Annotated in this window: 16 protein-coding genes; 4 read left to right on the top strand and 12 right to left on the bottom strand. The window is 41.8% G+C overall.

Annotated elements, in window-relative coordinates; all coding sequences use genetic code 11:
* Positions 1-205: 205 nt before the first annotated feature.
* The 11 genes from traK to AB2U10_RS17625 form a co-directional block, all read right to left on the bottom strand.
* Entirely contained in the window at positions 206-814 is a 609-nt protein-coding gene (gene traK / locus AB2U10_RS17675; protein ID WP_367916364.1) for a conjugative transposon protein TraK, read from the bottom strand.
* Positions 815-839: 25 nt separating this feature from the next.
* Positions 840-1,994, bottom strand: a complete 1,155-nt coding sequence (gene traJ / locus AB2U10_RS17670) for a conjugative transposon protein TraJ (RefSeq protein WP_367916365.1) — start codon at positions 1,992-1,994, stop codon at positions 840-842.
* Between the two features lie 12 nt (positions 1,995-2,006).
* Positions 2,007-2,645, bottom strand: coding sequence for a TerB family tellurite resistance protein (locus AB2U10_RS17665; protein WP_367916366.1), 639 nt, complete (start codon positions 2,643-2,645; stop codon positions 2,007-2,009).
* Positions 2,642-3,268, bottom strand: coding sequence for a hypothetical protein (locus tag AB2U10_RS17660; RefSeq protein ID WP_367916367.1), 627 nt, complete (start codon positions 3,266-3,268; stop codon positions 2,642-2,644). Before AB2U10_RS17660 ends, AB2U10_RS17665 begins: the two co-directional genes overlap by 4 nt.
* Before the next feature lie 35 nt (positions 3,269-3,303).
* Positions 3,304-3,987 carry a conjugal transfer protein TraI gene (locus AB2U10_RS17655; RefSeq protein ID WP_367916368.1) on the bottom strand — a complete coding sequence of 228 codons (684 nt, stop codon included), beginning with the start codon at positions 3,985-3,987 and terminating at the stop codon, positions 3,304-3,306.
* Positions 3,984-5,099, bottom strand: coding sequence for a TraG family conjugative transposon ATPase (locus tag AB2U10_RS17650; RefSeq protein WP_493820746.1), 1,116 nt, complete (start codon positions 5,097-5,099; stop codon positions 3,984-3,986). The genes AB2U10_RS17655 and AB2U10_RS17650 overlap by 4 nt, the downstream gene beginning before the upstream one ends.
* Before the next feature lie 53 nt (positions 5,100-5,152).
* Positions 5,153-6,505, bottom strand: a complete 1,353-nt coding sequence (locus tag AB2U10_RS17645) for a TraG family conjugative transposon ATPase (RefSeq protein ID WP_493820745.1) — start codon at positions 6,503-6,505, stop codon at positions 5,153-5,155.
* A 26-nt stretch (positions 6,506-6,531) separates the two neighbouring features.
* Entirely contained in the window at positions 6,532-6,843 is a 312-nt protein-coding gene (locus tag AB2U10_RS17640; protein WP_367916369.1) for a DUF4133 domain-containing protein, read from the bottom strand.
* On the bottom strand, positions 6,824-7,147 hold the full coding sequence (locus tag AB2U10_RS17635) for a hypothetical protein (RefSeq protein ID WP_493820743.1): 324 nt from the start codon (positions 7,145-7,147) through the stop codon (positions 6,824-6,826). Before AB2U10_RS17635 ends, AB2U10_RS17640 begins: the two co-directional genes overlap by 20 nt.
* A gap of 127 nt (positions 7,148-7,274) precedes the next feature.
* Positions 7,275-7,592 (bottom strand): DUF4134 domain-containing protein, encoded by a 318-nt coding sequence (locus AB2U10_RS17630; RefSeq protein WP_367916371.1) that lies wholly within the window; start codon positions 7,590-7,592, stop codon positions 7,275-7,277.
* A 158-nt stretch (positions 7,593-7,750) separates the two neighbouring features.
* Positions 7,751-8,170: a hypothetical protein gene (locus tag AB2U10_RS17625; RefSeq protein WP_367916372.1), complete on the bottom strand. Its 420-nt coding sequence runs from the start codon at positions 8,168-8,170 to the stop codon at positions 7,751-7,753.
* 405 nt (positions 8,171-8,575) lie between these two features.
* Between AB2U10_RS17625 and AB2U10_RS17620 the strand changes: the two genes are divergently transcribed.
* The 4 genes from AB2U10_RS17620 to AB2U10_RS17605 all read left to right on the top strand — a co-directional run bounded on the left by AB2U10_RS17620 (position 8,576) and on the right by AB2U10_RS17605 (position 10,996).
* Positions 8,576-9,193 carry a hypothetical protein gene (locus AB2U10_RS17620; RefSeq protein WP_367916373.1) on the top strand — a complete coding sequence of 206 codons (618 nt, stop codon included), beginning with the start codon at positions 8,576-8,578 and terminating at the stop codon, positions 9,191-9,193.
* A gap of 115 nt (positions 9,194-9,308) precedes the next feature.
* Positions 9,309-9,953: a hypothetical protein gene (locus AB2U10_RS17615; protein WP_367916374.1), complete on the top strand. Its 645-nt coding sequence runs from the start codon at positions 9,309-9,311 to the stop codon at positions 9,951-9,953.
* Between the two features lie 3 nt (positions 9,954-9,956).
* Positions 9,957-10,169: a hypothetical protein gene (locus AB2U10_RS17610; RefSeq protein WP_367916375.1), complete on the top strand. Its 213-nt coding sequence runs from the start codon at positions 9,957-9,959 to the stop codon at positions 10,167-10,169.
* 107 nt (positions 10,170-10,276) lie between these two features.
* Positions 10,277-10,996, top strand: coding sequence for a hypothetical protein (locus tag AB2U10_RS17605; RefSeq protein WP_367916376.1), 720 nt, complete (start codon positions 10,277-10,279; stop codon positions 10,994-10,996).
* A 97-nt stretch (positions 10,997-11,093) separates the two neighbouring features.
* Here AB2U10_RS17605 and AB2U10_RS17600 read toward each other — a convergent pair whose 3' ends face one another.
* Positions 11,094-11,750, bottom strand: coding sequence for a hypothetical protein (locus tag AB2U10_RS17600; RefSeq protein ID WP_367916377.1), 657 nt, complete (start codon positions 11,748-11,750; stop codon positions 11,094-11,096).
* Positions 11,751-12,176 lie beyond the last annotated feature (426 nt).

The raw sequence follows: 12,176 nt of genomic DNA, 5'->3' as shown, positions 1-12,176 counted from the left end.
TTGTGAAAAAGGCCTGGCAGGGAAATCGGCTCGATTTTTAGCCGGTAATCTTTGGGGGGCAGAAATGCAGTGGCAATCAGGTAAAAGCTAAATCCTGTGGCCAGCAAAGTGAACAAGATCAGTCCGGTTACCCGGTGACGCCGTTTGCACCTACGGCTTAGATTAGCTGCCCATCGCGCGCCTGTTTTTAGTAAGTTTTCCATTTTTATCGTCTGTTTTCAGTTTTTACTTCTCTGTTTTCAATGGTTTGCCACCGTTCAATTAAAAATCCGTGGGGGTTGTTATCACTGCGGGCCACATTGCGAAGCGCCCCTTCTGTTATCAGACTCCGGGTAGTCACGCTGATAGGCCGAACGATCTGTTGGCTGGCGTAACAGCGGAACCGGTAAGGGTAGTGGTCGATGTCCACGCTTACGCTGTCTACCCGTATACTTTGGCTGATATTGCCGGAAATCATCCCGGCATAAAAGCCATTTTCTTTCAGGTTGTCGTAGGCCTGCTTAGCAGATTCATCTGCCAGGTACAGTGCTTTACCGACGTTTTCCCGTATCACCTTATCATCCGGGCTCAGGGTGAAAAAATAATGATGAAAGGTTCTGACATGATCCCGGGCTTCTACGGGAATATTGTCTTTTCTTTCTGCTGCGTATGCTTCCAATGCTTTTCCGTTTGCCAGTATGTAAATTTTTGACTGCATCCGGGAGACCGATTGCGAGCTTTGGTAGAGGGCATACCCGCTGATGAGTGTGCAAGCTGCGATTACCACAAGGGTAAAGCTTCTTACGTGCCTGAAGGCCGTGTCAATGTTTTTCATTTTTTTAAACATAGTGCTCTGGTATTTACGGGTTTCCTTTTAATCTTTCTCCCATTGTGTCCTTAGAAGGATCGGAGGGCCTTCTGCCAAAAGTGTCATACATCTTACTGAATCCCCAGCTCGTCACAGCACTAGCTGTACTGGCAGCCATAACAGTACCGGCAGTATATGTGCTGGTAGTTTTATATGTGAAGGCGCTACTTCCAGCGTGAATGATGTAGTTAGCTACTGAAGGCACCGTAAAGTATCCCACAATACCTATAATGAGAAAAATGAGGTACCCGGCGTCTGTTCGGCTAAAGAAGGTATCTCCTGCCTGAGCGATTTGCGACAGGTCCAGCTTAAGCATATTTTCCTGGATCTTACCAATAATGGCACCAAAAATATTGGCCACAGGAAGCCAGAGGAAAACATTGAGATAGCGGGCAAGCCAGGCCGTAAGTGTATGCTGAAACCCGTCAAAGACAGCAATCCCGAAGGCCAGCGGGCCCAGTATAGCCAGCACAATCATCTGAAAGGTCCTCAGCGTATTGATACAGAGGGCTGCCGCCTCAAAAAGCAACCTCAACACCTCGCTCATCCATTCTTTAACTGAATTTCTAAAACTATAGGAAGCCTTAGCCATGGCGAACTTGATGTCATTACCTATACTTTCCAGCATTCCCTCTGAGGAACTATCCTCACCGTGGACATACTTGTACCACTTATCCCTATCGCCCTGACCATTTATTCCCACATACATTTGCCATGCGTCGGTTCTCTTTATGGCTTCCTCTTTCCGCTTAAGAAGTAAGGCAATGGCCTTGTCTGAATCTTTCACCATACGGGCAGTGGCTGAAACGGTTGGTTTCATGATACCGTTGATCATTGCCAGTACGGTGGGAAAAATCAGGATACAAAACCCGATTACGAAAGGGCGGAACAAGGGGTAAAAGTCCACCGGTTCTGCATTGGCAATGTGCCTCCAAACCCGGGCGGCGATGTACCAGGTAGCCGCAAAACCGGCTATACCCCTGCTGACACCGATCAGGCCACTACACAGCGGAAGCATCTCACTGTAAAGCTGATCCAGTACGCCCTGCAATCCGCCCACATATCCGGCTGCTCCCTGAGCCTTACTTATTAGAGGCAATATCCATCCCACTGCTGCCATAAAGGCAACTCTTCTCCAATTTGCCATTTTCATCGTTACTTAATTGGTGATTCCGTAAAGCTCCTGAACACTGCGGCTATCGCTTTTTTCTTTGGCTCTCTGGATAGCCAGTATATCGGTTTCAGCGTTAAAATGTCTTAGAAACAGGAGTTTGTCCTGTATGTCTTCAAAGATGCTGTCAATCATTTTTAACCGCTCGTCATCGCTCATGCGTAGCTTACCGGCCGTGATCACCACCGTGAGCTCATCCAGATTTCTTAGACTCCCTTTAAAAAGGTTGCCATAGATCTTCTCCAGGTAGGCCAGCTCGTCAGCGTTAAAGTTTCCATTCTGTCGGAAGCGTCCCAATGCAGCTTTATACTCTCTTACCAGCATTACCTGGTAGTCAATGATATCGGCCACGCGCTTGTAATTCTTTACAGCCGGGCTAACCTTTAGTAGCCCGTCCAGGAACGCCTGGTGAATTTTAAAGTTTCCCTGCGCTATGTTGATTACCGTATTATAACCACCTGTCAGGATTTCATAACCCTGTTTCATCTGCTTCAGGATGGCCCGGAACTGCCGGAGCTTTTCGAGGTTGAGAAGCAATTGCGCAATTTCGGTTTCCTGGGCCCGCGCCTGAGGAATATGAGCGAAAGAAAGCCCCAAAAGACATAGAGCAATTATCCATTTTTTCATAGCATTTCATCTTTTAGCCCATGGAGCTCACGGCTGATTTTAACATCTTCTTCTTCGCTGAGTCTTAAACCGCCCAGCAGCCTGATATCACCACTGAAGGCTTTGCAGAAGGAGTAGGCATCCTGCATGGCTGCAAATAGTTTATCAATACGCGCCATCCGCTCATCATCTCGCATTTCCAGCTTATAGTCAGTAGTGAGTGTAATCAGCTCATCCAGGATAAACTCGGATTGATTAAGCAAGCGGCTAAGAACCCTTTGGATATACAGCTCCTCCTGCTTTGTGAAACCTCCTGTTTCTTTCTTTAAGCTATTGACTTCGCGGCCTATCTGCTTTTGCAGGTCGATGATCTGTCCGACCCTGTCATATTGGCGAACCGCCGGATTTACCATTTTCAGAGACTTAAAGAAGGCGTCGTGAAGTTTGTATTCCCCTCTTTTAAAGGAGCTTACAATATCCAGGCCCTCCTGTACAATACGGTATCCCTTTTTTATGTATTCCAGGTGAACCTTGTTTGCTGCTACCTGAAGGATATGCTGAGTAAGCGATTTTTCATCCTGCTTTTGGGCTTTCAGGTTCGGCAGTACGGTAAGTATCAGTACACAAATCAGTAAATGTCTCATAATCAAAATTGCTTAAGTGATACTACAGGTAATATTCAGGGCAAGCCGTAAAGGCTTTTAACGGCCTGCACTTCCTGCTGTGTTTTGGCCCTTTGCAAACTCAGCAGCATATTTTCCTGATTGAAGAGCTTCAGATCGTCATAGTTTCGTTCCACCAGGCTGGCTGCGTGATTAATGATTTCCAGCCTCTTCGCATCAGCCATTTGTGTAGTCATCGCTTTAATGATCAGCGATATCTGGTCCACATTTTTCAAACTTTCCTTCAGAATCCCCTCATAGACAATGGCCATGTAGTCCAGCTCGTCGGCCGTAAAATTCCGGTCCCCTTTAAAGAGCTCCCAAACCCGTCCATACTCCCGGATCATATCTTTCTGTTTAGTCAGAACATCCCGAATCCGCTGGTAGGTAGAAATGATGTTTTTTACTTTCGAGAGCTCCTCGTAGTACTTGCGATACTGTTCCTTTTGTTTCTCGGTCCAGTTAGCAATCTCCTTTAGCTTGGCCTTGGAAAGAATATTTTCCAATTCTTTCTGAGCGTTTTGTAACCAAATGGTTTTGTTTTGAAGTTTCTGAATAGCAATATCAATGGCTTTGATCACCTTGATAATCAACTCTTTGATGGCCTTAATGATCGGGTTTGCAGCTCTCACGGGTTGAGAGCTGGTGACTACTCCGGTCAGCAGGATAGCCATAGTAAAAATCCGGATGTACTTTTTCATGACTTCTGTGTTTTGAGTTCTTCCGCCAGGGCAGATATCCCTTTTCGGATATCGCCGCCAAACTTTTCAGCATATTGCATCACCCTGAGCTTTTCGCTCTGCTCGGTCGTATAGGCAAGGTATTCCTCCATACTAACTTCCGTTCGGTATACCCGGCTGAGGGTGCCACCCAGGCTGATAAAAACTTCCTTGTATTTCCTAAGCGGATCGTTGGCTTTGTTTACGGACAATACCAATGCCTTCTCTTTGTCAGTCAGCCCCAATAGTTCCTGGATGTGATCAAATTTGTTCTGGTACTTGCTCTGATCAAGGAGGATCTTACAATCGCTGTTATTAATGATGGCTTGCTTTACGACCGGCGAGGAAATAATATCCTCGATCTCCTGGGTCACCACCACCGCTTCGCCGTAGAATTTTCTAACTGTCTTAAACAAATACTTTATGTATTCCGAGAAGCTCTCTGTCATCAATGCTTTCCAGGCTTCTTCTATTAAGATCATCTTGCGGATGCCTGTGAGCTTGCGCATCTTGTTTATGAACAGCTCCATGACTATTATCACCGTGACGGGAAACAGGATCGGAGAGTCCTTTATCGCGTCAATTTCAAAGATTATCAGCCGTTCATGCAACAGGTCTAAATTTTCCGTGGCATTGAGCAGATAGTCGAATTCGCCTCCGGCATAATAGGGCCTGAGCACGTAAAGAAAATTACTGATGTCAAAGTCCTTTTCTTTAACTCTATCAGCTTCCAGTCTCGGTACATAGTCGTCACGCAGGAAATCATAGAAAGTATTAAAGCATGGGAATACATCTTTGTGCTTTTCCAGAAATTGGAAATAACCTGTAATCGCATTAGACAACGCTACATATTCGCTCCGCTTAAACTGTTCATTACCACTTTTCCAAAGTGCGAGTAGCAGTGTTTTGATGCTTTCCTTTTTCTCTGTGTCCAGGCTGTCACCTTCCCCGATAAAAAAGGGGTTGAATCGTATGGGGTTATCTTCACTATAAGTGAAGTAATATCCGTTTACCATATCGCACAAGCCCTTATAGCTGTGGCCGACGTCTACCAAGACGATGTGGGTTCCCTGCTCGTAATAGCTTCGAACCATATGGTTAGTAAAAAATGATTTTCCTGATCCAATTTCAGGGCGTACCGGGCCATTCAGTTAAGAATGACCCGGTACGCCCCGGAGGGGCCTAAGATAAATTTATTGCGATTAGTACAGATTCCCCGTTTGATCGGTTCATCACTGATATCCACGTGCACCGGCTTCCCGGTGAGCCTATCTCCCAGCCGCAGCCCCACCGGACTTATAGAGGATCGGTAACCGGTTTCCAAATTCAGAAAACAGGTAGCCTGCTCTAAAAAAGTATCGAAGGTATCATTCATCGGGAAGTCCGGACTGTTGCCGGGAATTCCCGCCCAAAAGATCTGGGGAGCTCCCAGTGTCTCCTGCTTCGATACTGCATCCATCTGTGCGAGCGCAGATGAAACCATGTTTTTCAGCAGCTTCAACTCATCTTTATCGTCCGTCCATACCAGGACATTAAAGTGGGCTTTTACCGGTAGCCGCTGTTCACTGATGGCTTCGTTAAGGAAGTCGTTCGCTGAATCACGGGCGATGAGATTCTCCCGGCTGTAGGCAGATAGCGATTGTAGTCTCAGCCGCTTACTTTCCAGCTTACGGATGGTTGCGGAGGCATCTTCCAGGAATATGTACTGGTTGTAGATATGATTGCAGGGAAGCAGCTGTCCCAGTGTTGAGGCAAAGCCGACACTGAATTTAGTCCGGTCTGTGCTATAACGGTCATAATTAATACGGCTACCGCACAAGGCTGGCAGGTCGGCCGCATCACCCAGGGTGTAGAGCTGGCAATGCTTATCACCTACCTGCAAGCCCTTATCAAAGACGATATCGTTAATGATAAAAGGCTGTGGTTTTTCTGAAAGGAAAAGATACTGTTCAATCAGCCCTTGTTTTTTGGCGCTGCTTTTTAGCTCAGCTTCTTTCATACGCGTAAGGCGTATAAACCCGCTGTCTTCCAGAATACGTCTGAACTGCCCTGTAGTGTCCAGGAAGTCCTGAAGCATCTGGCGGCTCAGCGTTTCCTGGGGCACAATGGATTTTCTTAGAAGGCTCGAAAACATCGAACTGGCAGCTTTCATTCCCATAGGTTTCCGGGTAAGCAGGATATAGCAACTGTGCCTTAGGTAAGGCCGTTCATTAAAGAAAAGGTCACTGCTCCGGCTCAGAAAGCTCTGATCCTCCTTTTCAAAATCCGGTTCATAACGGCTGTCCAAAAACCAATCCTGTTTATGAAATACCGTATTGGGGGGTAGGACTTTCAGAGCCTTCACCCAGGCCTGATGAAAGGCCTCGTAATCCCTATCCGACAGGGTAAAAATTTCCGGCAATTCGGCACGAAATACCACCGTTACATCACCGTTTTTACTAAGAATGCAGTCGTTATCTACATCCATTATGGGCAAAATATCCACCATCTCCTTTTCCATCTCCTCTTGATATTTGTTGTCTTTTATTACTTTAAAAAAACTCTCCGGCTTCGGCACCGGATGGCCCTGGGCACTCTCCGTGCCGCCATCTTTTTCATCAGGCCGTGTTCACCATATTTACTGCTCATGCTGTAAATCTGCATGATCATGCCAGCTCCGCTTACGACCACAACACCTACACAGATTAGTGAGGGAATACCTATAAAGTACAGGATAGCAAAGAGTACCAATAGTCCCACCATGCCCCCTCCCAGGTACCAGATGTACTGAGCTTTAAGCCCCCGGAACTCTATACTCTGGTTAATTCCCTTGTTGATTTTATAGATGCTGCCAGCCATCAGCGCCCGATAGATAATTGTGAACCCTCTCAATCACTGCGTACCGTATAGCTCTTTCGTCTTCATTCTCTTTGCCGAACGCCAGGGTGTTCATTACTTCCTGACACGCGCCGAGCATATTCATGACATGATAGGCCAGCAGCCCACTGGTACACATTTCTTCAAATTCCCTGGGGAAATCCTCTTTAAGAGTAAGGTAAACATACCGGTAGGCGGAGCGGCCCAGACGGGCCGTGCTCGCCTTTACTGATTCTACCACTGCTGCATAGTTAACCTGCGTGTTTTCCAGAGCGAGTTGCTCCATTATCTCCTCTGTTCTTTCATCCAGGTAGGCTGTAAGTCTTCCGGACTGATGAAGCTGCAGAAGTAGCTCGGGGTAACTGTGATTCAACTGAACCCACAACATCTTTTTTAGTACCTCTTTCATCGCTTTATACCCCGAAAAATGATTTGATTACAGTGGCCACCACTACCAGGAAAATGCAGCTCCCAAACCAGGCGGCTGCCACCTTACCTGTATCCTGATCCCCGGAATTCCATTTTTGGTAAACCTTGACGGCACCTATCAGACCCAGTATAGCGCCCACGGCATACATCAGGTTTGTGCCTGGCTCGAAATAGGATCTTACCTTCTGATCAGCTTCATTGATACCGGCCAGGCCATCCTGAGCCATGCTTTGCAGGCCTGCTGCCATAAATGCGGCCCAAAGGGCACACCTCTCCCGCAAACTTTTAGTTCTCCTCCTCATTTCCGTCTCCTCGTTTAAAAGTTTGAAATCGTTATAAAATCGGGAGGCCTTTGCCGCCTGTCAGCCCTCTCATCTCTCACTCCTCTTGCCGCCGCCGCATGGGGCCCGGCGGGAAGTACCTCCCGAAAATCTTTAAGTTGTGTGGGGGCATTTTGCCCTTATCTAGCCCAGAGCTGGTTAACCTGCTGTGTCGTCAGAAGGATTCCAGCCACCTTCTCGGATTCTGAAACCACCAGCTCATTGACAGAGTCTCGCCAGTCAGAATGTTTCACAGAAGGGTATTCGGCAAAGACCAGGCTTAAAAACTCTTCTACCTCACCGGTAGTCAGTCGCTGATCTTTTGCCATTTTAAACACCTCTTTTACCCCTGAGATCAGGTTTTCTATCTCGGTGAGCTCATCATTTTCCTCGGGCGGGTCTTCATCTATTTCCTGTAATTCCCGCGTACTTTTGGGCCTGGGCTTATAGAGACTTCTGATTTCAGAGCGGTAGAACTTCAGCCCCACCACCAGGTAGTATACCGCTAAGGCTATGGCCACTCCTATCAAGTAATTTTGCCATGAAATGTTACTGAACATATGCTTGCTATTTTGTTTTAAACCAGTCCGTTTGAACCGATCTTTTGCCTGATTTACAGAGGCAAAGTAAGGGCGGGGGGAAGAGGAGTACAAGTGCAAGATAGGGTGCAAGGAGAAGTTGCACTCTTGCACTCTTTTAGTTCTGAATGGGCGAAATATGAAATTGTTAAATGAGAGATAATAAAATGAATAAGGGTTAATAGTTAACGACTTATACAAAATCGGAAGAGGTTTCCAAATCTTATCATAATGACATATAAAAACTCATTTAGAATAGAAGACAAAATCGATCGAGCCAATTATTTATTTGAAAAATATCTTTTGTAATTTTATTATTAAAAGCAAGCACTGAAGTCCACCATATCTTTTTATATTTATTAAATCACTACGTTGAAAGACTTTATAATGAAAATGGATGAAATTATTGCCACATTGATAGCTACAGGTTTTGGATCTGGTATCGCTTTCTTAACTACATATTTGAATAACAAATCTCAAACGCAACGGGAGATTCGGAAATCTGAAAACGATTTCAAAATTGAGAAATATAAGATAGATTCGGATGCTCGATTAAAATATCAAATGAATATATCTAAGCACATAGAAGAAGCAAGCTTAATTGTTTGTAAAATCCAACACTCGATTTCTCTAACTAAAAGCGTTATTGATGCATCTGAGAAACTTAATTTCCAGAATTTTGATCAAAATTACCTGATTGAAATCAAGAAGTTGTCAAGGGTAGAAAGTAAAGCTTTGATCTATTTCTCACAGGTATATGAGAAGGTAAGAACACTGGTAAGTTTATACAATAATTATTGGGGGCAACAACGTCTGCTTTTAATGTGTGATCTGACAACTGAGTACCAAGGTTATAAAGCGCGACTCATAGAAATCATTCAAATAGCAGAAAAAGCTTATACTATCATAGAGAAAATAAAGGGTGAGTTATTAAATATTGGTAATGAAATATTAAACTCGGATCATTTTCAGTTTGGTAAGGCAAGTACTTCCCAACAAAAATGATATTAATGGCTTTTAGTATTTCTGTTTTACTCATAACTTGCAACATTGTGTTGTGTGAATTTTATTCTGATTTTAAACTACTTACAATAATAGAGGACTTTTCCTCTCAGTAAAAATGGAGGTAAACGAGTTAATTAAAAAAATTGAGGAATTGGATGAAATTCTTCCAAAAGATGAAAATAATTGGTCGAATTCTGCATGTAATTCTTTCTTCATAACAATTCTGCAATTTATCAATAATTATATTGGTCGAGATACTGAATTCTATAGGATATTAAGTGGGTCTAGTTCTATTGGTTATGGTCCTGCAACTGAAAAAGCCCGGGCAGCAAAGAATATCTTAAAATCTTTAAAAGATTATCTTAATCTTAATCTGGATTTAAATAAGACGGAAAACTATAATATTAAAATTGATATTATTAGTGACTTTATGGTTCAGGCTATTGAACTTGCGAATAATCAAAAGTTTCATCCTGCCGCGGCCGGAATATTGATGGGAGCATCACTTGAAGAGTTTTTAAAGAAGCTAGCAGAAGAGAAAGAGGTTGATGTAGGAGAAGTAAAATTAACCATTGACCCTATTTCCAGGAAACTCTATGAAGAGAACATAATTTCTAAACAAGACTTAAAAGATATCACTTCATGGGCAGGAATCAGAAATGAGGCAACTCACGGAAACTTTGAAGATGTCAATGATAGAAAAAGGATACTTAATGCCATTGAAGGGGTAAATTTGTTCATGAGAAAACATAGTAATTAAATTATGAGTGACTTTAAAATTGGAGATGAGGTATTCCACAAGTCTAATTCATCTATTAAATGGATTATTGAAAGAATAAGTGAAAATGAGGTTCATTGTAGTACAATAGTTAAGGAAACTCTTGAATTGAGAAAAGAAGTTTTTACGGTAAGTTCACTCAGCAAATATGAAGAACCTAAAATTACTTTTGTTGAAAGACAAAGACATATATTCTAAGTCTATTTTTGGATGGGCAAGATAATTTGTATTTCGCTTTCAACATTGGCAATAGTGATAGCTAAACGGTATTTTAGCAGTCCTTCACTATTATAAACCAGAACAATATGACAAGTGTGCAAGAGAAATTCAAAGAATGTTATGAGATTTTTTGTGCTGAAGCATTAGATGATAAGGGGATACCCAATGCTTGTAAAATGCATGATGCATTTGGTAGTATTGATGGGGAACGGCATAATTGTTTGGGTTGCAATTTTGCAGATAGTACACATTTGATTTTGAATTACTTAGAGAAAAATGAAGAATTAACGGATGTCCAACAAGACTTTACTGTCTATATACTTTTGCTTTATCTTTTGGTAGAAAGAATTGAAATGATATTTGAGATAATTCAACTTCCAACAAGTTATCAAGACAAGCACTTCAAAGTGTTTCAACAAATAAGAAAGTGGGCAAATTTTATTAAGCATCCCAAATCTTTTATTCTTACTCATCATCCCGAATATGACTTTGAAAGTAGTGGTGTTATTCATACTAAGAAGTTTACAGAGATAATTAATGAACAATTTGTGACTAGTTACTACAAGGGATATTCAGATCCTACTGAACAGAAAAGGAAGAATAAAGAACTTTACGACCGTCTAAGAAACAAAAGAGATGTGTTAGTCTATTTCCCGGACATCGCTAAACTAACTTCAAAGTTTTGTTACTCCTATAATAAATTTGTGCAACTTATTTTAACTAATGAAGTTTATAGAGAAATCCTGGAGGATGAATCAACTATTGGTTCTTATTTTGAAAATGAAAAGTATATTGATCTAAAGTAACAAAGTAATCTCTTTAGAGCGCAAGATTTTTATTCAAAAGATAGATTAAGTTTTAAATCCACATCAGATTGATGGTCGGCCTCCTGGTTTTCCGGCATTACTTAACAAAGGGAAGTTTAAAATTACCATGAAACATAGCCTGCTTTTGACAATACCATAATACTATTTGAGTTTTTGAATTTTCTAATAGTAAATCCCAATGATCATCTATTACAATTTGATCTTGAACTATCTTATATCCAATACGTTCTTTTAAGAAGGCTTTAAATTGGACATTAAAATTCTCCATGAATATCGCTGTTAGAGCAATATTTTTTTCATGTTTAGTAGTCCTAAAAGTAGCATCATTTAGGTTGAAATATTCTTTTAATAAGTAACAGAGAGTATTGTTTATTTCTATTTTTAATCTTGAACCTTCGGTAATTCTTCCAGCATCTATTAAGGATTTCCATTCAGATGTGTGTCTGACGATATTTTGGAATTCAGCTTCCAATTTAGAATAAACACTTCCATATGCATCTACCACCTTTGCTTCACTTTGAACATCTAAAGTCTTCCAAACATAGTATGCCCCAACTATAGCAATGTAGGGCCCAAGTATTATTCCTATGAACTCTGCTCTATCTTTCCATACATCTAAATCATTTGAAATGGAAAATGGTCTTTTACTTGTAGCATATGTCCCCCAGATGATTATGATCACAATTATTCCACCTGTTACCCAAATTGCTTTTTCTATATTTTTAAAATTCATGATTAAAATTACAATTACTTGACATATGTATAAATGACGTCAGATTTTTTGGAAGTATATATCGGTTTGTTGACTCCTAAACTAATTCCTTGGGATGTATCTATGTCTTTCCAGAGTTATTGATCGGTAAGATTCTTCACTAGCATTATAAACTGCTCTTTTGATAAGCGTTTTACAAGGCTAGAATCCAGGATTTCGAGTATATATTTCCCCATATCAATAAATTTTCTTGAATTAGAATTATCCCAACTTCTATGACGATATTTCCAGTTAAAAATATAGATATCAGAATATTTATTTCAATGCCATTTAGTTAAGGAAAAAAGCATTGAAGCATATTAGGTTATAATGTATAAAATGCTTAAATTTAATACATAATAGAAAGGGGGTTATTTAACCCCCGAAATCGAAATGAGTTAATAAATA

Origin of the sequence: Leadbetterella sp. DM7 (assembly GCF_040829825.2) — a bacterium.
Lineage (GTDB): Bacteria > Bacteroidota > Bacteroidia > Cytophagales > Spirosomataceae > Leadbetterella.
This window is presented reverse-complemented; position numbering and strand designations above follow the sequence as displayed.

Excerpts from the sequence above, each read along its gene's own strand:
- traK (WP_367916364.1), bottom strand. The coding sequence starts at position 814 with ATGAAAAACATTGACACGGCCTTCAGGCACGTAAGAAGCTTTACCCTT.
- traJ (WP_367916365.1), bottom strand. The coding sequence starts at position 1,994 with ATGGCAAATTGGAGAAGAGTTGCCTTTATGGCAGCAGTGGGATGGATA.
- AB2U10_RS17665 (WP_367916366.1), bottom strand. The coding sequence starts at position 2,645 with ATGAAAAAATGGATAATTGCTCTATGTCTTTTGGGGCTTTCTTTCGCT.
- AB2U10_RS17660 (WP_367916367.1), bottom strand. The coding sequence starts at position 3,268 with ATGAGACATTTACTGATTTGTGTACTGATACTTACCGTACTGCCGAAC.
- AB2U10_RS17655 (WP_367916368.1), bottom strand. The coding sequence starts at position 3,987 with ATGAAAAAGTACATCCGGATTTTTACTATGGCTATCCTGCTGACCGGA.
- AB2U10_RS17650 (WP_493820746.1), bottom strand. The coding sequence starts at position 5,099 with ATGGTTCGAAGCTATTACGAGCAGGGAACCCACATCGTCTTGGTAGAC.
- AB2U10_RS17645 (WP_493820745.1), bottom strand. The coding sequence starts at position 6,505 with ATGGAAAAGGAGATGGTGGATATTTTGCCCATAATGGATGTAGATAAC.
- AB2U10_RS17640 (WP_367916369.1), bottom strand. The coding sequence starts at position 6,843 with ATGGCTGGCAGCATCTATAAAATCAACAAGGGAATTAACCAGAGTATA.
- AB2U10_RS17635 (WP_493820743.1), bottom strand. The coding sequence starts at position 7,147 with ATGGAGCAACTCGCTCTGGAAAACACGCAGGTTAACTATGCAGCAGTG.
- AB2U10_RS17630 (WP_367916371.1), bottom strand. The coding sequence starts at position 7,592 with ATGAGGAGGAGAACTAAAAGTTTGCGGGAGAGGTGTGCCCTTTGGGCC.
- AB2U10_RS17625 (WP_367916372.1), bottom strand. The coding sequence starts at position 8,170 with ATGTTCAGTAACATTTCATGGCAAAATTACTTGATAGGAGTGGCCATA.
- AB2U10_RS17620 (WP_367916373.1), top strand. The coding sequence starts at position 8,576 with ATGAAAATGGATGAAATTATTGCCACATTGATAGCTACAGGTTTTGGA.
- AB2U10_RS17615 (WP_367916374.1), top strand. The coding sequence starts at position 9,309 with ATGGAGGTAAACGAGTTAATTAAAAAAATTGAGGAATTGGATGAAATT.
- AB2U10_RS17610 (WP_367916375.1), top strand. The coding sequence starts at position 9,957 with ATGAGTGACTTTAAAATTGGAGATGAGGTATTCCACAAGTCTAATTCA.
- AB2U10_RS17605 (WP_367916376.1), top strand. The coding sequence starts at position 10,277 with ATGACAAGTGTGCAAGAGAAATTCAAAGAATGTTATGAGATTTTTTGT.
- AB2U10_RS17600 (WP_367916377.1), bottom strand. The coding sequence starts at position 11,750 with ATGAATTTTAAAAATATAGAAAAAGCAATTTGGGTAACAGGTGGAATA.